The organism is Fortiea contorta PCC 7126 (assembly GCF_000332295.1).
Classification (GTDB): domain Bacteria; phylum Cyanobacteriota; class Cyanobacteriia; order Cyanobacteriales; family Nostocaceae; genus Fortiea; species Fortiea contorta.
The window spans coordinates 4,894,214-4,916,323 of the sequence record NZ_KB235930.1 but is presented as its reverse complement, the minus strand read 5'-3'; the positions used below and the strand labels follow the sequence as shown (position 1 = coordinate 4,916,323).

22 protein-coding genes are annotated in these 22,110 nt (G+C 41.4%); 13 read left to right on the top strand and 9 right to left on the bottom strand.

Going from position 1 to position 22,110, the window contains the following annotated elements:
• The first annotated feature begins 76 nt into the window (after positions 1-76).
• Positions 77-238, top strand: coding sequence for a hypothetical protein (locus tag MIC7126_RS30745; protein ID WP_154655956.1), 162 nt, complete (start codon positions 77-79; stop codon positions 236-238).
• A 552-nt stretch (positions 239-790) separates the two neighbouring features.
• Complete coding sequence (locus MIC7126_RS0123035; protein WP_015127802.1) at positions 791-1,027, top strand: DUF4327 family protein; 237 nt, start codon at positions 791-793, stop codon at positions 1,025-1,027.
• A 379-nt stretch (positions 1,028-1,406) separates the two neighbouring features.
• Here the strand turns inward: MIC7126_RS0123035 and MIC7126_RS0123030 are convergent, their stop codons facing one another.
• The 5 genes from MIC7126_RS0123030 to MIC7126_RS0123010 all read right to left on the bottom strand — a co-directional run bounded on the left by MIC7126_RS0123030 (position 1,407) and on the right by MIC7126_RS0123010 (position 6,166).
• Positions 1,407-1,760 (bottom strand): hypothetical protein, encoded by a 354-nt coding sequence (locus tag MIC7126_RS0123030; protein WP_017655488.1) that lies wholly within the window; start codon positions 1,758-1,760, stop codon positions 1,407-1,409.
• Between the two features lie 197 nt (positions 1,761-1,957).
• A complete protein-coding gene (gene bchE, locus MIC7126_RS0123025) occupies positions 1,958-3,571 on the bottom strand; it encodes a magnesium-protoporphyrin IX monomethyl ester anaerobic oxidative cyclase (protein ID WP_026100468.1) in 1,614 nt (537 codons plus the stop codon).
• A 137-nt stretch (positions 3,572-3,708) separates the two neighbouring features.
• Positions 3,709-4,644: an alpha/beta fold hydrolase gene (locus MIC7126_RS0123020; RefSeq protein ID WP_017655486.1), complete on the bottom strand. Its 936-nt coding sequence runs from the start codon at positions 4,642-4,644 to the stop codon at positions 3,709-3,711.
• A 20-nt stretch (positions 4,645-4,664) separates the two neighbouring features.
• Positions 4,665-5,171: a DUF4112 domain-containing protein gene (locus MIC7126_RS0123015; protein ID WP_017655485.1), complete on the bottom strand. Its 507-nt coding sequence runs from the start codon at positions 5,169-5,171 to the stop codon at positions 4,665-4,667.
• Between the two features lie 86 nt (positions 5,172-5,257).
• The gene (locus MIC7126_RS0123010; RefSeq protein WP_017655484.1) at positions 5,258-6,166 is read right to left on the bottom strand and encodes a YihY/virulence factor BrkB family protein; all 909 of its coding nucleotides are present in this window, start codon (positions 6,164-6,166) and stop codon (positions 5,258-5,260) included.
• A 142-nt stretch (positions 6,167-6,308) separates the two neighbouring features.
• Here MIC7126_RS0123010 and MIC7126_RS0123005 point away from each other — a divergent pair, with 142 nt between their 5' ends.
• Both MIC7126_RS0123005 and MIC7126_RS0123000 read left to right on the top strand, forming a co-directional pair.
• The gene (locus MIC7126_RS0123005; protein WP_017655483.1) at positions 6,309-6,773 is read left to right on the top strand and encodes a hypothetical protein; all 465 of its coding nucleotides are present in this window, start codon (positions 6,309-6,311) and stop codon (positions 6,771-6,773) included.
• 66 nt (positions 6,774-6,839) lie between these two features.
• Complete coding sequence (locus MIC7126_RS0123000) at positions 6,840-9,206, top strand: hypothetical protein (RefSeq protein WP_017655482.1); 2,367 nt, start codon at positions 6,840-6,842, stop codon at positions 9,204-9,206.
• A gap of 37 nt (positions 9,207-9,243) precedes the next feature.
• Here the strand turns inward: MIC7126_RS0123000 and MIC7126_RS0122995 are convergent, their stop codons facing one another.
• Complete coding sequence (locus MIC7126_RS0122995; protein WP_017655481.1) at positions 9,244-9,444, bottom strand: hypothetical protein; 201 nt, start codon at positions 9,442-9,444, stop codon at positions 9,244-9,246.
• Positions 9,445-9,816: 372 nt separating this feature from the next.
• On the opposite strand from MIC7126_RS0122995, the gene thrC reads away from it, so the two are divergent.
• The 4 genes from thrC to MIC7126_RS0122975 all read left to right on the top strand — a co-directional run bounded on the left by thrC (position 9,817) and on the right by MIC7126_RS0122975 (position 14,756).
• On the top strand, positions 9,817-10,911 hold the full coding sequence (gene thrC / locus MIC7126_RS0122990; protein WP_017655480.1) for a threonine synthase: 1,095 nt from the start codon (positions 9,817-9,819) through the stop codon (positions 10,909-10,911).
• Between the two features lie 823 nt (positions 10,912-11,734).
• A complete protein-coding gene (locus MIC7126_RS0122985; RefSeq protein WP_017655479.1) occupies positions 11,735-12,970 on the top strand; it encodes a phosphotransferase family protein in 1,236 nt (411 codons plus the stop codon).
• 163 nt (positions 12,971-13,133) lie between these two features.
• The gene (locus MIC7126_RS0122980; RefSeq protein WP_017655478.1) at positions 13,134-14,222 is read left to right on the top strand and encodes a T3SS effector HopA1 family protein; all 1,089 of its coding nucleotides are present in this window, start codon (positions 13,134-13,136) and stop codon (positions 14,220-14,222) included.
• A gap of 84 nt (positions 14,223-14,306) precedes the next feature.
• The gene (locus MIC7126_RS0122975; RefSeq protein ID WP_017655477.1) at positions 14,307-14,756 is read left to right on the top strand and encodes an acyl-CoA thioesterase; all 450 of its coding nucleotides are present in this window, start codon (positions 14,307-14,309) and stop codon (positions 14,754-14,756) included.
• Here the strand turns inward: MIC7126_RS0122975 and MIC7126_RS0122970 are convergent.
• From MIC7126_RS0122970 to menA, 3 genes are read right to left on the bottom strand one after another with little or no spacing between them, the layout of a single operon-like run.
• Positions 14,749-16,122, bottom strand: a complete 1,374-nt coding sequence (locus MIC7126_RS0122970; protein WP_017655476.1) for a 2-succinylbenzoate--CoA ligase — start codon at positions 16,120-16,122, stop codon at positions 14,749-14,751. The genes MIC7126_RS0122975 and MIC7126_RS0122970 overlap by 8 nt on opposite strands.
• Before the next feature lie 4 nt (positions 16,123-16,126).
• Entirely contained in the window at positions 16,127-17,047 is a 921-nt protein-coding gene (locus MIC7126_RS0122965) for an o-succinylbenzoate synthase (protein ID WP_017655475.1), read from the bottom strand.
• Between the two features lie 18 nt (positions 17,048-17,065).
• Positions 17,066-17,962 (bottom strand): 2-carboxy-1,4-naphthoquinone phytyltransferase, encoded by an 897-nt coding sequence (gene menA, locus MIC7126_RS0122960; protein ID WP_017655474.1) that lies wholly within the window; start codon positions 17,960-17,962, stop codon positions 17,066-17,068.
• A 369-nt stretch (positions 17,963-18,331) separates the two neighbouring features.
• Between menA and MIC7126_RS0122955 the strand changes: the two genes are divergently transcribed.
• The 5 genes from MIC7126_RS0122955 to MIC7126_RS0122935 all read left to right on the top strand — a co-directional run bounded on the left by MIC7126_RS0122955 (position 18,332) and on the right by MIC7126_RS0122935 (position 22,110).
• A complete protein-coding gene (locus MIC7126_RS0122955) occupies positions 18,332-19,753 on the top strand; it encodes an isochorismate synthase (RefSeq protein WP_017655473.1) in 1,422 nt (473 codons plus the stop codon).
• Positions 19,754-19,841: 88 nt separating this feature from the next.
• Positions 19,842-20,567, top strand: a complete 726-nt coding sequence (locus tag MIC7126_RS0122950) for a hypothetical protein (protein WP_017655472.1) — start codon at positions 19,842-19,844, stop codon at positions 20,565-20,567.
• A 98-nt stretch (positions 20,568-20,665) separates the two neighbouring features.
• Positions 20,666-20,863, top strand: coding sequence for a 50S ribosomal protein L35 (rpmI, locus tag MIC7126_RS0122945; RefSeq protein WP_017655471.1), 198 nt, complete (start codon positions 20,666-20,668; stop codon positions 20,861-20,863).
• Between the two features lie 30 nt (positions 20,864-20,893).
• Positions 20,894-21,250 carry a 50S ribosomal protein L20 gene (rplT, locus tag MIC7126_RS0122940; protein WP_017655470.1) on the top strand — a complete coding sequence of 119 codons (357 nt, stop codon included), beginning with the start codon at positions 20,894-20,896 and terminating at the stop codon, positions 21,248-21,250.
• 17 nt (positions 21,251-21,267) lie between these two features.
• Entirely contained in the window at positions 21,268-22,110 is an 843-nt protein-coding gene (locus tag MIC7126_RS0122935; protein ID WP_017655469.1) for a transporter substrate-binding domain-containing protein, read from the top strand.

The window sequence follows — 22,110 nt, the reverse complement described above, 5'->3', positions numbered from 1 at the left end:
TTCAGTAACTTAAACAAGTATGTAACTTGCTGAACAATTCATCTGTGGGAATTGGGCAACCCGTTTACAGACGTAAGTGGGTTGCATCTGTTTTACTATTACTAGAAGCGTAGTTATCCTGTGTCTCTACAAATGGGAAATTCGCACCCATCAACTCAAATATGTGATTGGGCAAATTGGCGATCGCTCTATCTCATCTGCTGCTACTCTGGAAGCACAATATTCTCATTTGTTATAGGTGCTTGATCAATTTATTGTCGTTTTGTTAAGTGTCATAATTAACAAGACAACGACAAAATAGTTTAAGAAATTGTTAATAGATGGGGTACAACAAGCTTTCCCAGTGTACGGTAGCATGTATTCTTTGCAACAGTTTATACCTTTATGCTAGCTGGAAATTATTACTTAGTTTGTAACAGAATCAATTGGACGCTACGGTGTTGATATTGGTATATAAAGATTCTTCACTATTAACAGTTATCTCATAACAACTTATGTCTAAAACCCTATCCCACAAAATCTTGACGAATATTGCACATAAGTTAGATCAACGGCATAGCAGGTTATGTTGACTACCCTGATATTTTTATGTAAAGCGGAATCGAGGCAAATGTCAGGATTCGTTGACATTCTTAACATTTCTTTAAATAATTTGAGGTTATGTAGCGTCAAAATGTAAATAGTTCCGTATAGCAAACTACAAAACTTTAGCCACAAGCCTAATCCTTGTAATGTTTGTTCCAATTAGATATCGGGAACACTATCTACGTGTAATTTGTGAGTAAAAACCATGAGTGTGAATACGGTGCCCTCTATCAATTACTATTCTCTGGATGTAATTCAAGATGAAGCACGCCGACTGGTGCAAAAAGGAATGATCAGCCGACAACAGCCAATATATACACTCTGCCAATACATCCCAGCAAGAGAGTGGGTTTGTGTTGAATGTGAACTAGAAAAGTGTGATTTTTTGTTACGCGATCGCATTGGCGATTTGATTGGTCGGGAAGAATGGGATAACGACTAATCTACACTTGGCGATCGGATTTTGGATGAGGAGTTGATTTTGGCAATTTAAATTCGACAAACAACAATCCTACTACTACGCCCAATGAGGGGAAAGTCTCTGGTTTTAGAGAGCATAACCAACCCAAAATCTTCAAGTTCCCATTAATACAAAAGCATTAGAGTTTGATTTATATATCTTCTCAAGTTAGCGAATACGTCGGGACAAACTGATTGATTGTGTATATCCGATGTTGTGACTTGATTACAGTATGTAAATTCCCTAGCCGGGGTAGTTCTCAATTGTGAACTGCTCCGGTGATTTTTCCGGAGTAATTGTTTAAAACACGGTTTTCATCTAAAACATAATAATTCGTAATTCTTAATTCTCAATCGCCAGCCTAGCCTACTTGCTCTAAATACTGATTAACGTCTTCAATGACGCGGGTGAGTTCTGCTTCTGTAGTCAAGCGGATGCTAGCGTCGCGGATAGTGAGTAGTACCTTAGCCGCGAAGGGGGTAGGCCAAATATTGGGATTACAAAAAATTTCTAAAAACACTTCGCCAGTGTAACGATATTCTACAGGACGTTGGGGAGCGGGTTTGCTGCCACCTGGAGTGGGTTTAGCCGCGACAGCTTTCAAGCGCTCTATCAATTCTGCTAACGCTAGCTTTAATTCTTGAGCCGATTGGGGTGAAAAGCTGAAAGAAACGGAACCTTCAATCAGGTTCAGTGTGAGAGGAGTAGAAGGCATGAGATTGATGAAAACTTTATGATCACTACTTATGTTACAGGAATTGGGGATGGGAGACTGGGAGTGTGGGGTGATGGGGAGGTGGGGTGATGGGGTGAAAAAGAATTTATGCTTACGCTTGTGATCTTCGCCGTCTTTCCACACCTCCCACACCTCCCACACTTCCCTATCTTCCTCGTCTTCCCCATTCCCTAGTTCTATATTTTCATAGTCGGTACATCTTGTTCATCTTCGTGATATTCAGGGAGATCGTTAGGCGCACCGCAAGCGGAAATGTTACCAGAGAAGTCTGTATCGGCTGTTAATTCTGGGTGTTGTTGTTTGCGTTGCACAATTTGTTCACGGGTGAGAATTTTCGATTCGTCAAAGCCTAGCTCTACTTCGGTGTGTAGACCTTTATACTTGACTCGTTTGAGGTTGTAGAAGCGTTTGTTAAGAGTTGTTTGGGCGAAAGCTTTTAAACAACCAAGAAGATACTTACGCTTAAATGAATCTTTCACAAACCAATACTCAAAGGTTTTACGGAGGTAAAATCGAGCGTAGTTTCGCAGTACACCTTTGAGTACATCTTCCCGTTCCATGGCGTTTGGTTTCATGATCGGGGTAACGAAATTATACTGTGAGTAGTCTCGGACTTCTACACGATCGCCTAATTCTTCAAACAATTCGGAAAATGGCCAAGGTGTAAACATATTCCAGTTCACCATGTCTGGTTTCCAATCGAGCGCCATGTGATAGGTCTGCTCAATTGTCTCTGGGGTTTCATTTTCCAACCCCATGATAAATTGGGCTTCGGCGACCATCCCATTTTGTTTTAATAATTGAATCGCGCGCTTGTTCTGTTCGATGGTGGTTTCTTTGCGGAAAAGATTCAACTGTAATTGTGCTGCTGCTTCTGTTCCTAAGGAAACATGAACTAGTCCGGCTTTACGGTAAAGTGGTAATTCTTGCTCGTCGCGCAGAATATCTGTCACCCTGGTATTTATTCCCCAGTGGACACCCAAATTCCGCTCAATCAATTCGTTACATAACGCAATAAATTTCGGTTTGTTGATGGTGGGTTCTTCGTCAGCCAAGATGAAAAAGCCGACTTTGTGTTTTTTGACTAAGATTTCGATTTCATCGACAAATCGTTTGGGACTACCGGAACGATATTTGCGCCAGAATTTCCACTGGGAGCAAAAACGGCAGGTGAAGGGACAACCTCTGGCATAATTAGGTACAGCTACCCGCACATTGAGGGGAGTATAGATATATTTATCCCATGCCAAAAGATCCCAATCTGGAGTGAGGGTATCAAGATCAGCGATTGGGGGGTTAGCTGGGGTGGCGATTGCTTTACCATTTTCTAGGTAGGCGATACCTAAAATATTTTGGCGATCGCTCTCCACAGTACCATTAGCGATCGCTTTGAGCAAATTGACTGTAATCTCTTCTCCTTCTCCCCGAATAATGTAATCTACCCAAGGGGCTTCATTGAGTACCTCATTGTACATATAAGTCGGGTGCACACCGCCCATGATTGTTTTGGCTTGGGGACAGACTTCTCTGACAATCTTCAGCGTTTTCTGGGATTGGTAAATCATGGGTGTGATTGCGGTCGCTAAGACGACATCCGGTTGATGCTGGGCGATGATTTGAGCTAAGACATCATCGGCGATATAATCTGTCATGGCATCAACAAAGCGGATGTCTGTAAAGCCTGCTGTTTTTAATGCGCCACCGACGTAAGGTACCCAACTAGGCGGCCAATTACCAGCAATTTCGGCACCACCAGAATGATAGTTGGGTTGAATCATCATGATCCGCATAATTTGCTTCCTAAATGTAAATGGGAATTTAGGATTTAGAGGCTAGAGATTTTACCCGTTATCAGGAGAGAGGGAAAATTTTCATCAACGCAGAGGGGCGCTGAGTTTAGCTGAGGGGCTAGGAATTGTGGGAATATCTACAAAAAGTTTGTCTCTTGAAGAAATTCGACAATAGCTTGATTTAGCTGGGCTGAGGAGCCGATTGCAGCATCATGACAACAGTTAGGTAAGATTTGTAATTTAGCGTTGGTGAGATGTTGATATAATTTTTCTCCATGACTAGCGGGAAACCAGCTATCTTGTTCACCCCACAAAATTAATGTGGGACACTGAATGGTACTGAGATTATTTTGAATTTTACTCAGTAAATTTGGTTTTTTGGCTTGCTGGTGTTGGATTTCTCTTGCAGCTATTTGTAGTTCTTCACCTACTTTGAGGAGAGTACCAGGAAACTCAATAAATGGGTAAGTTATCCAGTAAACGTCTTCTGGTGATAGTAGTGATGGATCAAACAAAACTCCGCGCCTTTCTATTGCCATGATTTCTCTAAATATAGGGGCAAACAGATATGCTAGACGCAAAGAATCGATGGTGTGCAACAATTCTAGAGGAGTTTCAGCTAGTAACGACATCGCCCAATGAGGTAGAGATTCAGCGAAAATCGGTACGTTCACTACTACTAATCGTGCTAATAAGTGGGGATATTCTTGAGCAAGGGCTAGAGCAATTAGTCCCCCTAAAGATTCTGCCACAATTACGGGGGGTTGATCGCATAACTCCTGAATAATTCTCGCTAGTTCTAGGATTTGATGGCCATGATGTTCGCGGCGAGAGACTGGTTTCTCGGAGAATCCGTAGCCTTTAGCGTCGAAACAAATTACGCGAAAATATTTAGATAAGGGAGCGATGCTATAACGCCAATTATAGCTCCAACTGCCCATACCATGTAATAGAATTAGGGGCTTACCTGTACCTATTTCTCCATAGGCAATTTTTACAGGATAGCCCTGAGTATCAGTTATAATTAAACTCTGCCGCCCTTGCGGAAAAGTCGTTTCCCACCAATCTTTCATTCCTGTTATCAATTACTAACTTAACCGCCAATTAAGGCTTGCCATAGCAATCTAATTAGTATCACAGGGATTGCTACTAAGACAATGGCAAGCACTAATAATCCTAATAACAACACCAAGATAAACCAGCCGTCAGCGCTTTTATTTTGTCCGGGAAATTTTAAATATTCTTCTAATAATTTAAAGTTGTTGGTGTTGGCTGTGAAAGCAAAATCAAAAAAGTCTCCTATTACTGGGATAGTCCCGACTAAGCCATCGACGATGATATTAAAGACCATTCTCCCTAGAGTGGCTTTGGGTGCGCCTAGCCGCGCTGCTTCTAAGACAATGTAACAGGAAAGCATTACTCCCAAAAAATCGCCACCAATAGGTATAAGTCCTAAAATTGGATCTAAGCCAATGCCAATTTTTGTTCCCGGAATGGTGACGGCGTTGTCGAGTAACCAAGTTAGTTGGCGCAGTCGCTTCAAGGTTGGTGCTTTGACATCAGGTTCAATGGTGGAAAGCCGATTAGGATATTGAGGCATTGGCTTGATGACTGAGTTGAGGTAGATTCGTTACATATCTTACTGCGATCGCTGATGTTTAATAATTGTTTTTTATTACTTATTGCCTATTTTCCTGCAGATTTTTTGATGATTTTTGTGTCTCGATGCGATCGCATGTCTTCCCCCACTGTTACGTTCAATTGCTCTCCCACTAACAGAATAAAGGCACTCATCCACAACCACAACATTAAAACGATAACTGCTCCTATGGCACCATAAACTTTGTTGTAGTTACCAAAATTCGCTACATATAACCGAAACAAGTTAGATAAAATTGCCCAGAAAACCGCTGCGATAATCGCTCCTGACATGATTGGTGTCCCGGCTTTCCATTTACTGGGGCCGTAGCGATAGATTAAAGCAAAAGCTGCAGCGACAATCACTAAAGTTAAAGGCCAGCGTAACAATTCCCAAATATTTAATAAGAAATTTAAAGAATTATTTTCAGCCACAACCATGTTTAACAATAAATCACTAATAAACACACAGAAGGAGGCTATTAATAAGAGTAATATAGTCCCAATTGTTAATCCTAAGGAAACAAGTTTGGCTTGCCAAAAAGGGCGCGTTTGCTCAGGAGGAATTTGATTGATTTGATCAAAAGCAGTCATGGCGGTATTAATCGCACCTGAAGCTGTCCAAATTGCCAAGACAAAGCTGAGAGAAAACAAACCACTATTCTTTGATTCTGCAATTTCTTTATTAGCAAAATCACGAATTAATATTAAGGCTTCTTCTGGTACTATTTGGCTAATTTGCAGCGCTAATTGTTTAAAAGTATCTTGCAAGGATGCTGCTAACAAACCAATAGCTGTAAACAAAGCTAGAATTGCTGGAAACAGCGAGAGCATAGCATTAAAAGCAATTTCTGAAGCCAGCCCCAGTAGTCGTCTATCGATCGTCCTTGTTGTTGTTTTCTTGAGGGTGCGCCAATTGAGATGGCGAAAAAAGCGGGCAAAACGAGACTGTCTCATAACTTTCAGGTTAGTATATGGACGTAAATAAAATTAATTTGTTATTTATTATTCTGACAAAGTTTTGATGAGAATGGAACAGAGAACATGGAGCATAACAAACAACAAATAACTAATAACAAGTAACCAAGAACAAATCACTATGAATCAAGACTTAACACAACAATGGTTAGCAGAAATTCAGTCACTTAAACAGCAGATAGCTGAATTGGAGAGCGATCGCACTACGGCTTGGGAAAGCTCACAAAAATGGCGTAAACTCTACAATACGGAAGCAGAGCAACGCCGCACAGATGCTCAACTCGCTCAACAGGCGATCGCATCTCTCAAGCAAACAATTCAAACTCTCCAGGGAATTGACGGGGTGACGCTGGCTGATGCTACCGCAGCAACAGCTATCCAAGCGGAAATTATTCAAATCAATTCTCTCGAAGAGTTAAAAACTAAATTAATCGCAGTCACCAAAGAACGCGATCGCTTACTCCAAGCTTTGAAAACTGAGCAAGATCACCACACCCAAACTCGCAAAAGCTTGACAACTGCCTTGGGTGATGCTATAGATACCTGGACGCGGGAGCGGGATACAGCGGTGAAGGAAAAATCTTGAATGGGCAATATCCCCAAGGGCGAGTATAAAAGATACTACGCTCCACGATATTGACTAAAAACTAAAATGGGAAAATGGTTGCGAAAGGGGACACCGAAAAACTCGAAACTGCATCAATCTGCTGGGGCGATCGCCCCAGTTTCTCAAACACCCCAGCCACAGAATCACCGGGGAAATTGGCTATTTTCCACAGTGGCGATCGCTATTTTGTTGGGTAGCGCTGGTTCTATAGTGTTTATTGCTTGGCTGAGTATTTTATTCATTTTTCATCCAGAGCAAATCGGCTGGGTGAATAAAATGTTACCAGAATGGGCGCAAATTCCCATAGATAATTCCCAAAAGCCGCAAACTCTCCCACAAATACAACTCAGTCTCAGTCAACAAAAACAAATTCCTGGGGAAATTCTACCTCTAGAAAACAATGGGGATAACTCATTTTTATTACCTGTTTTCCAGGAACGTTCCCCTTGTGAATCTGATTGTCGAATGCTTGTGGAATTGAGGCTTTACCAACGCGCTACAGATTTGGTATCTCCATCCCCAACGGAAAAATTTTATCATCTAGTAACTCAATTACCTGTAACTGGGCCGGATGAGTCTTTTGTTTTGGCTGATGATGAAGATTCACAGACTAGTACCGCTCTCCCCCTGACTACAGTCCAACGCTTTGAAGGGAAAACGCCAGCATCAGGAGTTTGGTTTTATTTGTCGCATCAGCTTCCACAAGATACAGGTGCGATCGCCTACGGTAATATTGTCTACTACAATCGAGAACGCCGACAGCTACAGCCATTGTTGTTTTGGAAAAGTCTCAGCGGACAATTACCTAAATGGCAACAAATTACTGGTAACAGTATCAAAGAGTTGGTGATTGATCAAACGGTTGGTTTTGAACCACAACTGCAAATTTACCAAGCTAAAGCCGTCAAATCTTACCTCAACCCCATCCAACTAGAGGAAATTTCTCTTAAATCTCCAGCCATCAAAGATTCAGTTTACGAAAATGCTTTATTTTTGGCTGAAAATGGACTGTGGACACCAGCTTTTGAGTGGCTAAAATCTCTCCAAAAACAACGCCAACAAGTTTTTTCTTCAACAGCGCAAGCGCAACTGGATTTAATTCGTTTCCATTCACAACTGACCAAAATCCAAGCTGATAAAATTTGGGCTAGTCCTGGTCAACAAGTCCTAGCCGATTTAATTGATGGACGTTGGCAAAAAGCTTTACAAGTTTGGGAAGCATCGCCGCAGAATGTCTCCGAAATTACTTCCATACTTAAAGCTGACCAGGGGCGTTTGTGGAAACGCACACAAGCAGCGTTACGAGTCAACCCCAATAGAGTAGAAGTACAGGCTTGGGCGACTTTGATTTTAGCAGTTCAAAAGCCTGAAGGTGAGGCTAATGCTTGGTTACAGTCCCAACCCAACCTCACCCCAGACACCCTTAGCTATATTCAAGGACTGTTAGCTAGGCTTGATAATCAAGTAGCAAAATCGCAAATCTCTTCTAGTCACCCTAGCCGGATTATTGGCACGGTGCAAGCTATATCTTTAAAACAAGAATGCGACAAGGAAGACCAGAAGCTAATACAGCCACCGTGTGACCATCCAAAATGGTTCAAATCTCACCCCGAAGCTGAGTTGAAACTAGCAGAAGATGAAATTTGGTATCAAATAGAAGTGAGCGCATTTAATGACGGCGATCGCTGGCTAAATTATCCTTTTACAAATTTGCACCCACCGAAAAATACATCTGGCAAATTTTTCTGGGAAGTCTTGGGTATCAATGCTGACCCCGTTATGCAAATAGTCACTTGGCTTCCTCATGGCGAGCAACAAACAACCACCGGGACTATTAAAGCAGTACAATTCCAAGCTGGGGTGTTGCGACTATTGGCATCCGGTGCAGCGATACCAGGGTATAAAAACGACACTTTCCCATCCCGACCTCTAGGTTTAACAAATGCGGCGCTGGAATGGGTACAACCTTCGGCGATCGCTCTCAAGGAATTAGCTCAACAAAATCCCCAATTAGTCAAGGTCATATTGCCTAAAGTCTGGCAATCTCTACAACAATCTGGTGAAATTCCCGCCAGTGCTGTACCTGACTGGCAACAAATGCAACAACAAATGAGTGACTGGCCTGTACAGGTAATTGATTTAACCAACAATTCGCAGCCAGAAATAGTCTTAACTATTTCGGCAGAAGCGATCGCATCTTTGACCCAAACAACTCTGAGTTTGTCGCGTCCCCGGACTCTGATTTTGTCTGAAAATGGTAATATTCTTTACACAGATTTTCAGCCAAATTCTCAGCAAGCATTAACAGCGATCGCTAAACTGGCGAATGATCAATCACTAACTTTGCTAGTAGAAACTGCAAATAATTACAGTTTGCAGCGTTGGTCAGAACGAAATCAACGCTTTGAATAGTCATCTGAAATCAGCGACTCTGAAGTCAGGTCAAAACTTAATTGTTTTCTGCGTCTACATCTGCAGATACAGGTTTTGGCTGCTTGAGACTTTGTAACTGCTGTAAGAGAGAATCTATCTCTGCTTGCAGATGCATAAATTTAGTTTGTTGGTCATCTTGATAGTAAGACTTGGGTAAGGCACTATCCAAAACAGCTTGAGAATTACGGTTAGAGGCACTGGTTGAATAATTAGACATCGTTCGCTAAATCCACGAATTAGTTCACACCACTAGAGATATTATAATAATGTAGTTTTAAGCTTTATTAAAAGATTGTATACTTTCAATCATTTACTCTAATAGTTTCTCTGTTCAGTCATAAGTGACCGCGATAACCACCGTGGTGTTCCCAAGAGTAAATTTTGTCAGTTCCTTAACCAAAAATTATTTTCTGCTTGTGTTATGGCCATCAAGTAGTAGAAGATGATGTAACACTAGTACCGCAAGGCGAAATTCAAAATTCAAGTAGGTATACAGCATAAGGTGTCCGGAGATTTTGAATGAGTGGTTTAATGACGCCGCGCATTACTGGTATTTTTCAGTGTTGAATTCAAAAATTTGATAAATCCTGTGACTTTGAGCCTGTCTATTGCTAAATCCCATCGCCAACCCTGGCCAGGGCTGATAGAAGCCTACCGTCAATACTTACCTGTGGGCGACACAACGCCGGTTGTTACTCTGTTGGAAGGGAATACGCCGCTGATTCCTGCACCAGCGATCGCTGAACAAATCGGCAAACAAGTACGTGTGTTTGTCAAGTATGACGGCCTTAACCCTACCGGTAGCTTCAAAGACCGGGGAATGACAATGGCAATTTCTAAAGCCAAGGAGGCCGGGGCGCAGGCGGTGATCTGTGCGAGTACAGGCAATACTTCAGCCGCAGCCGCAGCCTATGCTAGACGAGCGGGAATGAAAGCCTTTGTCTTAATTCCCGACGGCTATGTGGCCTTGGGTAAATTAGCACAAGCTTTACTATACGGGGCTGAGGTGCTGGCGATTCAAGGTAATTTTGACCGCGCCTTAGAAATTGTCTGCGACATGGCCCAAAGCTACCCGGTAACTTTGGTGAATTCAGTCAATCCCTATCGCCTAGAAGGGCAAAAAACAGCGGCGTTTGAAGTGGTCGATGTTTTGGGGAACGCCCCTGATTGGTTATGTATCCCGGTGGGTAATGCGGGAAATATCACAGCATATTGGATGGGATTTTGTCAATACCATCAAGAAGGAAAGTGCGATCGCTTACCGAGGATGATGGGTTTCCAAGCAGCAGGTGCTGCACCCCTAGTCCACGGACAACCAATCGCCCATCCCGAAACCTTAGCCACAGCCATTCGCATCGGGAATCCCGCTAGCTGGGAAAAAGCGATCGCTGCTCAATCAGCCAGCCAAGGTCAATTCCACGCCGTCACCGATGCTGAAATTCTCGACGCCTATCGACTGTTAGCCTCATCCGAAGGGATTTTCTGCGAACCCGCCAGCGCCGCTTCCGTAGCAGGTCTGCTGCAGGTAAAAGACCAAATTCCCCCAGGCGCGACTGTAGTTTGCGTCCTCACAGGTAATGGTTTGAAAGACCCAGATACAGCCATCAAACACAGCAACAGCCAATTTAAACAAGGTATCACCGCCGAATTAGGCGCAGTGGCTGCGGCGATGGGATTGGCTTAACGCAAGAGGGAACGGGGAACATTTGCTGCGGCATGATTTATTCCCTGTTCCTTATTTTCCTGGGCAGGATATTGTATGATTAGCTACTTCACGTCTAAAGCAGTTGTGTCTTTTGTATCTAGTGTTTGTAGACGCGTATATTAAAATTTGAGTAAAAAAAATTCATCTTGTCCAGGCTAAAATCTCCGGTTTAGTCAGCTTTGTGCTGATTAATGAAAATAATAGGATGGAATTTTTGTTTAGCTAATCAATGCTGAACTCAGATTCGGCACTGTATTAAATTTGCGAAAACTATGTTATCAATAATACATAATTTTCTCACATTTGATGGATAGTTAACCGTTAGCCAGCAATGAGTCTCATCTTTGCTAGCAAATAACATCTACTATCCATCAGTTTTTTAGTCCCTGTTGATCGCGTGAGAAATAATTGTTGAAATTGAGAATTTGTCGAAAAATTTAGCGAAATCGCTGCCTGTAATTATGAAGTAAAAATGTGCCGATGAATACTATTTTTGTCAAAGCTCCATCAACCCCAAAAGCAAGGGAGAGAGAAAGATTCCATCAAACAAAACAATCTCTACCTAAGTAAGTCTGCTGAATTAATTTAAAGTTTTGACAGTGTAATCAAAGAAAATTTAAAGGAACGGTGAAGGGCAAATTGCCATTTTGGCAGGTATTTCGGAAACAGATAAGGTATTTGTAGATTGTACCAATCAGTTATTGATTTACACATTAGTTGTGTTCTACCGAAAACCACTTAATCTCAGCCCTTCCTGATCTAGGGGATTGTTTCAGTAATTTTACGAACTAGGAAATAATACATGCTATTAACACTGTCTTCTCATAATGTTATCCAGTATCTGCAGGATGCAGGTCTGTGTAGCTCAGAAGATGGAGCATCAGACGACTCTGAGTTACCAGACAATAGTAAGAACCTAAATTTATTGGTGACTCTGGCAGATCATCGACAATTTTTAGTTAAACAAGAGCGTAGCACTAATTGTGCGGGAGCGCCACATGAGTTTTTCAATGAGTGGCTGTTTCATCAATTGTTGCAGCAGTTTCCGGTTATTGGCAACATTTGTGCGATCGCTTCATTAGTGGTACATTTTGACGAGGAAAATTCTATCCTTGTCCGTAACTACTTAAGTGAATACCAGCAGCTAGAGCGCTTTTACCGCCATCAAGATATTTATCCCACCGAGATAGCAACAGTTATCGGCACAACTCTCGCGGGACTGCACCGCGCCACCTTCAAGCGCAAAGAGTACCGTGATTTTATGGCGACTGCTCCCCAAGGACAGTTTCGCTATCAGTTTTACAATCCAGCTCAAGGGTTAGAGTCAATTAGCCCTGATATTTTTGGTATGGTACCGACCGAGGCGCTGGAATTCTATGCTCTCTATCAGCGCTATGAAAGTTTAGAGTCAGCAATTGCAGACTTGGCTTATGAATGGAATCCTTGCTGCTTGACCCACAATGATCTGAAATTGGACAACATTTTAGTTCATTCTCGGTGGGAGCACTTAGACAATTGCTTGATCAAGTTAATTGATTGGGAAGCTTGTGGTTGGGGAGATCCAGCCTTTGATTTGGGCACTCTCATCGCCAGCTATTTAGAGATTTGGCTTTCTAGCCTCGTAGTAGACCCGACAATTGAGTTAGCAGAATCTCTGCAACTGGCGCTCACACCGCTAGAGGTTCTGCAACCTACAATCCTGGCTTTGATTCGGGCTTATCTTAATGCTTTCCCCATGATTCTAGAGTATCGGCGCGACTTGATTTTACGAGTTATCCAATTTGCGGGACTGGGATTACTGAATCAAATTCAAAACAAGATTAAGAGCCGCAAATATTTCGATTATGGTGACATGTATAGGCTGCAAGTCGCTAAAAATCTCCTAACTATGCCAGAGCAAGGTGTACTGACGGTTTTTGGTATGAGTGAGTCAGAAATCTTGCAACCTGTGGCTAAAGTTCATCAAGTTCCCCAGCCTGCGAGAGAGCAACAGTTAGTCCGCCTTTATTACGAAAAAACCCGTTTGCGCGGTTGTTAATGACGAGCAACTGAAGAAGTTTTATACGGGATCAGGAATTGGGATACTGAGTGCAGAGGAGAAGAATTTTTATACTTTGTGATCGAAGTGTAAATGTCTTTCTACTCTCATTCCCAGTTTCTAGCCCTCTGAATTTTCCATATAAAAAATTATTAGTTGATTAATGCTAAATTCTACAATCAATCAATCACTAAATTCTCTGTTTGATATTGCCGGCAATATCCAGATTGAGCCAAATTTTCGGATTTATCATCCTAATTATCAACCCTTTGCACTGCCAACTAAAATAGCAGACAGATTTCAACAAAATTCTCCAGATTTACAGCATAAATATCTGACTTTACTACTGCGAAATTTCCTCTACGGTATTTATTACAACGGTTGCCTACAAAATATTTTGGCAGTAAATGCGGATACCACACATTATACGCCACACCAAAATTTAGAAAAAAATTCTACCTTGGGGGTTGATGGAGAATTTTATGAGCGTCTTCACAACTGCAATCATGGTACAGGTTATTTTGACCCTCGTTGGGAAGTATTGCGACGGGAACCGGACGGGAGTATGGCTGTCACAAAAGGCGGGCTAACGCTGTATGTTGAGCCAGATTGTCATCTAAAACCAGGCTCTAAATCTGCTACAGTCGGTGAGTTGATTTCTATTTGGATGCCCAAAAATCGATTGCAAAACGGCTGTTATTTGGCTGTGAGCAATTATGGACACCAGCTACAACATGACCCAGACAATGATTTGGGCGCGGGACGAATTTATTTTAATTTTACTGCTTTTGGTGCGATCGCTCTCATGGATAGTCTCACCCTGGAACTGAATGCAGCAGGCATCCCCTTTAGCTTCCAGGTATTGTACAACCCTTGTGCCTACGGGCGCTATGACTCAGGGGTACTTTATTTTGAACGACACGACTATCCAGCCATCCATCAAATTCTCCAAGGTGCGTATGCAGAACACGCATCCCATTTCCACCCAGAAATTCCTTTATTTACTAAATTTTTAGCGCCAGGGCTGGGTTTAGCTGAAGAACCAAACCAAAAATTTGCAGCGCAGGAAAGTTTCGGGATGAATCGTTGTCAAATAGTTGCTAACGCTTTATTAGAAGCGTGGAAAAAAGGGAAGAACGCCCTAGATGAACGGATGAAGGTAATTGACCAACACTTTGCACAGCACTTAATTGATGTGCGTTATCCTTACCTCAATCCTGGTTCTGAAGATATCTATTATCCTTTAAAGTAATCATTGTTTTTGTTGCGGTAAGATAACTTTTGAGAGCAGGGTAACAACCTGCTTTTTTATGTTTTAAATTTTGACTTTAGACAGATGCATTTTACTTATAACCGCACTATCCGCTTTGCTGATACTGATGCTGCTAAGGTAGTTTATTTCGCTAACGTTTTGAGTATTTGCCATGAGGCTTACGAAGCAGCTTTAGAGGCTTTTGGAATGAATATACAACAGTTTTTTGGCAATTCATCTGCGGCTTTTCCGATTGTTCATAGCCGTGTTGATTTCTTTCGACCGATGTTTTGTGGAGATAAGTTAGCAGTAAATTTAATACCTAGCAGGTTGGGTGTAGATAAGTTTGAAATTAGTTACGAAATTTTGGTAAATGATGTAGTAACGGCTAAAGCCATTACTCGACATGTTTGCATAGATGTGAATAGTAGAAGTAAGCAGGAATTAACTGAAGAGATGATTCAATGGTTGGAAAATAACCGCTCCGACGCTGAGATCTCTGAGAGAAGAAGATTAAGAGAAGAAATTATGTGATTTGATGTTGCATAAATTCTAAAGCTATTGTTTGTAAGCACTGGCGGTTAATTTTACCTTGGGGATTATATGGTAAGTTTGGCTGAGGAATCCAATATTTAGGGATTTTAAATTTGCTGAGTTGCTGTTTGAGTAAATCGGAAATTTCTGATGGGGAAGTTTTCCCATGATCTGGGACATAAATAGCTGTTAATACTTGTCCCCAGTGTTGATCAGGAATACCAATTACACAAACATCTGTCACCATTTGAGTTGCTCTAATAGCTGATTCAATTTCTTGGGGATAGATATTTTCGCCCCCGCTAATGATTTTATTACTACTCCGTCCCACAATATGTAAATGAGATTTATCATCTAAAAAACCTAGGTCATCTACTGAGAAATAATTTTGTTTTTCTGTGTTTTTTGGATAGTAGCCAAGATTCAAAGATTGAGCTTGAATAATAACATTGCCTATTTGATTTGCAGGCAAAATTTCGCCTTGTTGATTGCGAATTGTGACTTGAGCATGGGGGAGAATTTGCCCAGCGCTAATTATACCACTAAGAAAGTCATCAGGTTTGAGGGTGGCAATTTGAGAAGCGGTTTCTGTCATTCCATAAGTTGGTGCTAACTGGATCCGATAAAATCTCGCTTTATCTAACAGTTCATCCCAAGCTGGCGCCCCACCTAACAGTACAGTTTTAAATTCAGATAACCACTGAATTAATTCTGGTTTTTGGAAGAGGCGTTGTAATTGGGTTGGTACTAAAGATAGAAAAAATTCTTGTGGTTCAAGATTGGGAATTTGACCGGATTCTAAGGTTTTAAATGGTGAAATAGCTAGTTTGCCGTCTGTGGTGAACGATCGCATAAATTGCATTAAACCACTGACATGGTAAAATGGCAATACACAAAAAGAATTGACTTCTTGAAGCTGAAAATATGTGGTAAATCCTTGGACAGAAGCCATCAGTGTTTCCCAAGTATGAATGGCAAATTTAATTTGTCCTGACGAGCCACCTGTGGGAATCATGATAGTTTGGGGAATAGGAGAAGGGGAATCGTCGATGGGTAATTTTGCGTTGATTGTCCCCAAGATTATATCTGGTTTGACTAAATTTAAAACTTGTTGCCATTCTTGTATTCCCCAATCTGGGTTACAGAGAAATACTGGACAATTGGCGGCGCAAGCTGCTATGAAACTGGCTAAAAATCGTGTTGGCTCGCGTTCAGCTAAGATGATTTTCGGTGGGGTTCTAGATGTTGATAACTGGCGTAATTCTAAATATAATTCTTCAGCTATTTGCTGAAATTGACTACTATCACCACCAATTAGCCAATGGCGATCGCTCAAATTTTCTAGATAGGCTAAGGGTGTTTTCATCTATCTATTCTGCAACAAAAAAATGGTTGATACCAAAACCAACTGCGCGGTTTGGTGCAGATAATTCAACCGCTAATTGCAGCGCTGCTTGTCTACCAATCTCTGTTTCCAAGACAGAGGAAAATACAGCATCAATTTTATATTGTTGACAAAAATTTCTTAAGCGAGATGGAGAACCAATAATCGCAGGTTTAATCACAAAAATTCCTCGCCAGCCTTGGTGATAAACTTCTGTCAGTTGTTTGAGAGTGGCGACAGATTCATCCAATGCGATCGCTGTTGTGTAACACTCATTTAATACCAACATCTGAGAAAATTGCTCAACTGGTAGCGGTTGCTCGATAAATTCGATTTTGTCGGGGTGATTGTCGCACGTCTCCAACCATGTTTTGGTTTGTTCGCAACTGAGTCCACCATTAGCATCTAATCGCAGTTTGGCAGTGGGTGGTAAACTGTGCATCAGTGAGTGAAATATATCTAATTCTGTGGCGATCGCACCTACACCAATTTTCCATTTAAATGTGCGATATCCTTGCTTCCATAACCCTCGCCATTGATTTAACACCCCTTCCCCCGCTGTTAACAAGCCGCTATAAGTTAAAGTATGGGAGATGAAAGTTTCCTCAGTTTGTAACTTTGCTAAAGCTGACTCAAAGCCGAATTGACAAGCGCTTAATTCATCCGGAATCGCTAAAATTATCTCTTGTGTGATTGTTTGAGGAAGCTGATGACAAAAATCTAAAGCTTGTTCTAAAGTTTCGGAACCAAACCAACTAATAGGCGCAATTTCTCCCCACCCCACCCTTCCTTGTTCATCAGTGAGACTGATAATAATAGCTTCCCGTTTCTCCCAGTTCCCATAACTGGTAACTAGGGGTTGGAGAAATTTGCGAGCGATAGGACGAAATGTAAATTTGTATGACACTTTAGCGGTGAAGAGTACCTAAAGAATAAATCCTACACCCAACAATAAACAACTCCAAAAATGTACGGCGACAGCGATAAATTTACAATTATTAACTTTGTCTGGTAGATGATGATTTTCTTGCACGTGGCGACATAATTTGAAGGCAAAGGGTAGACTTAACCAAGTTAATAAAGTCCACACAGGAAAGACGCCCGATAGTACAAATATCAACGTTAGAGGATAAATGCTACCAGTAAACCAAGTGAGAACTTGAGCAGCTTTTGCTGTTCCTAGACGGACAACAGGCGATCGCTTACCTGCAGCTATGTCATCCTTAACTTGGTGAAAGTGTGAGCAAAACAGAATTAAACTGGTGACAATGCCAACAATCGCTGCAGCTAATAAATTTGTTGTTGACCAAGTTTTTGTTTGACTATAGTAAGCTGCTGATACTGCCAACGGCCCAAAAGCAAAAAAGCAAAGAATCTCCCCTAAACCCTGGTATCCTAAACGAAAGGGAGGCCCTTGGTAAGCGTAACCCAAAACACAGCAGAGCAGAATTATACCAATTACAGTTAGGTCTTGCTGCCAAAAGGCGATCGCCATTATTCCCAGCAAACCCAAACCTAAACACAAATTTCCTAGCCAAAATATTAACTGCTTATTGCCAGTTAAGTTCACTAAGGAATGATGTTTATTTTGATCAATTCCCGTAGCTGAATCAAAAACATCATTGGTGATATTTTCCCACGCCAAAATTAAAATTGCTGCCCCTAGAAAAGTAAAAAATATTGCTTGATGAAAAATTTTTGTTTGTGTAAATGCTACCGCTGTTCCTACCCAAATAGGCATAATAGCAACGCTGTACATCGGTGGTTTAATCGCTGCTAGCCATAGCTTTGTCTGGGGATATGTAATTTGTTTAGTGGTCATCGTTCGTGATTAAATGTTTTATGATTTCCAGACACATCAAATCTTGGTAGTCTGTAAAGACTGCTGTTTTGACTGTGGTTATCCCCATTATTTAAAATTTTGCCACAAATTCAACCCCCGACGCCTAGATAGAATCAGACTTTTGTAATTCTGAATTTTGAATTGGTATTTAGTTTACCTTTTATTAGTAACAGTATCCCTCAAAAGCAACACAAAACTTAGCATGGTTAGTCAAGTTTTGGAAACACCAAAAACAAAGCAAACCATACTCTGGTGAAATGGCAACCGAATATGTTACCTGTAGAAATAGACCATGTTTAATTACACTTTAGGAAGATAACTTAAAAAAAATTTACTATTACTAGATCCATGACAGTTTCACCATGTCGCACTAACTTCTTTGTCGGACACAAAGACCTATCCCAATTCCTTTTAGCTGTACAAGCAAATTGCCTGAAAAATAATTGTCGGCAAATTGTGAGTATTGCTCTTGAAATTGACTTAGTTGACCCTTTAGTTGTTTTAGAGCACCTAAGTCAAGCAAATGAAATAAATTTTTACTTTGAGAATAAAGGCAAAGGAGAAGCGATCGCCGCGATTGATGCTGTAGCTAAATTACAGGTTGATGGTGAAGAACGTTTTGCTCAAGCTGAGTACTTCATCAAAAATTGTCTACAAAATATTATTAATTTTGGTGATAGCAATTTACCTTTTTCCGGGCCGCACTTTTTCTGTTACTTTAGCTTTTTCGATCAAAATTCCCAAATAGATTATCCCTTTCCTTCGGCGAATATTTTTCTTCCCCGTTGGCAAATCACACTCAAAAATCATCGCTGTATATTAGTCAATAATATAATTATTAATGCCAGCGCCAATATTGCACGTATTGTGCAGAATTTATCTAACAAACTGGAAATTATCCATTCTCTAGAATATGCTGCGCCAAGTCTGCATTGTTTACCCAATAAACTCAGCAAAAAATCAGTTACCCATCCAGCTAAATTTAAACGCTCAGTATCCTCTGCTCTGAAAAATATCCAATCTCAACATCTAAATAAGGTTGTGCTAGCAGATGCTTTAGATGTGAAATCAAGTGTGCCCTTTAACTTATTTAACTTATTAAATAATCTCCGACAAATACATCCTAATTGTTATATATTCTCTACCAGCAACGGTAAAGGACAAAACTTTCTCGGTGCTAGTCCAGAACGCCTAATCAGCATTGATCAACAACAGTTAATCACCGACGCTTTAGCAGGTTCTGCACCAAGAGGAAAAACACCAGCAGAAGATGCGGCTAATGCTAACAGTTTGTTAAATAGTGAAAAAGAAAGACATGAACATTCACTAGTGATTGAATTTATCACCCAACGTCTATCTCAACTAGGTTTATTACCCCAAATATTACCACCACGCTTGCGACAATTATCAAATATCCAACATTTATGGACACCAATTAATGCCATAGTTCCGCCTCATATTCATCCCTTAAAAATAGTCGCACAACTACATCCTACACCTGCGGTAGCGGGAGCAGCTAGAGAAATTGCCTGTGCAGAGATTCGGCGTTATGAAAATTTTGAGAGGGGGTTATATGCTGCACCTTTGGGTTGGGTAGACTCGCAAGGAAACTGCGAGTTTATTGTCGGTATTCGTTCAGCGTTAATTGATGGCGATCGCGCTAGACTTTATGCAGGTGCTGGTATTGTGGCTGGTTCAGATCCAGAAAAAGAATTTGCTGAAGTGCAACTCAAACTGCAGGCTTTACTTAAGGCTTTAATTTACCAATGAAAGGAAACAGAAACTCTACTTTCTTGTGGGGTTTCTAACTACCTTAATTTTCTCGACTTTAAACCTTTATCTTTTGTAGTAAATTCCTATGAAATCTCCCATCAGAATATCATCTCTGCTCAAAGATATCCGCAAATTTCCTCAAGGGCTGATGTTAATTCTGATATTAACCAGCTTGCTATCTTGTGGACTAAATTTTACTGACAAAAATCCCAGTGCGGCCGCACCGAGTCCAGAAGCAACTCAATCGTCACCGGACTCCCACAAGCTACCACAAAATATTTCCACAGCAGTGCTACGCGACGCCTCAAAACGTTCGGGAATCAAAATTGCCAAATTGCAAATCACCGACGTTACACCAGAAACTTTTGGTAATGCTTGTATTTTCAATTTTGGCGAAGTTTGTACTAGAGAATATAAACCGATCGTCGGTTGGCAAGTCACCGTTAAAGTTAAAGAAGCATCTTGGATTTATCATGTGAATAAATCCGGCTCCCAAATAGTTTTAGATCCCCAGGTGAATGCATCAACTAACATTGAACTACCGAAGGCGATCGCTAATAAAATTTTAAAGGATGCTGCTCAACGTTCGCGTCTAGCAATGAGTAACTTAAAAATCACCGAAGTTAAACCTATCACCTTCGGTAACGCTTGTGAATTCAACTTTGGCGAAATCTGTCCCCAAATTTACCAGCCTTTGCCAGGATGGGAAGTAGTTGTTGAGGTGAGGCGGCAACTTTGGACTTACCATGTAAATCAATCCGCCTCGCAAATGGTTTTAGATCCCAAAATCAGCGCCACCAGTAAAAACTAAAATCTTCACAGCCTCAGGTAGAAACGCCAAAGTGGAAAAATGAGCAATATCCCTAAACTAATATATAATTATGGATTGTGTCGAATCAACGCTAGACCATGCCTAAACTCAAGACTCGCAAAGCAGCAGCAAAACGATTCCGTGCCACCGGCTCAGGTAAAATCGTCCGCCGCAAAGCTTTCAAAAACCACCTTCTAGAGCACAAGACTTCTAATAAAAAGCGTAGTATGTCCAAAATGGCACTCGTACATGAGCGCGATGAAGATAATGTGCGGTTAATGCTGCCATATTTGTAAATTATTCAAAATCAAGTCAGGAATTAAGTTATGACTCGGGTAAAACGCGGTAACGTAGCTCGTAAACGCCGCAATAAAATTCTCAAACTAGCTAAAGGTTTTCGCGGTTCCCACTCAACCCTGTTTAGAACTGCTAACCAACAAGTAATGAAGGCGCTACGCAGCGCCTACCGCGATCGCAAAAAGAAAAAGCGCGATTTCCGTCGGCTGTGGATTACTCGCATCAACGCTGCTGCAAGGCAACATGGCATGAGTTACAGTCAGTTGATTGGCAACCTGAAAAAAGCTGATATTCAACTAAATCGCAAAATGCTAGCACAATTAGCTGTCCTTGACCCAGCTAGTTTTGGTAAAGTCGCTGAATTAGCAAGTCAAGCCAGGGGATAAAGTGTGAAGGCACAAGGATGAAAGTAAGCGATCTGGGTATCTGTAAAAAATTGCCATCCACCCTGAAAGGGATCATAGTTTTCCTGCTTACTTTTGCCTTTTGCCTTTTGCCTTTTGTTTTTCCCAGTTTTGCCGGCACGATGTCAGAAATTCAGCAGCGGGGTTCGTTGATTATTGCAGTTAAAGACAACCTGCGCCCCCTGGGATTTAAGGACGCTAACGGGAATTTGCAAGGTTTGGAAATCGACTTGGCAAAACGTTTGACATCCGATGTACTGGGGAAAACCGGAACTGTCAAATTTTTACCCGTAGCTAACCGCGATCGCTTATCTGCAGTTTTAGAGCGTCGAGTTGATCTAGCGATCGCCAGAGTGACAGCCACAGAATCCCGCGCTCGCTTAGTAAGTTTCAGTGTTCCCTACTACCTCGATAGCACAGTTTTTGTCACAAAAGATACCTCTGTGCAGCAGCCACAAGACTTGGCAAACCGGAAAATAGCTGTGCTCAACAACTCCAGCACCATTGCCAAAGTGAGATATTTTTTACCAAAAGCAGAATTAGTAGGGGTAAATTCCTATACAGAGGCGAGAGAACGCACAGAAGACAACACCATCGCCGCCTTTGCTGCCGATGCATCAATTTTAGCTGGTTGGGTTCAGCAATTTCCGCAATATCGACTTCTACCCACCAAGCTATCCACAGAACCTCTAACCGTAGTTATGCCCAAGGGCGTACAATACGATGAATTGAGACGCCAAGTGAATACAGCGATCGCTCGTTACATCGGTGAAGGATGGCTACAAGAGCGCGTTAAATATTGGGGTTTACTGGGTGATAACTCCAGACAGAAAACAATGTAG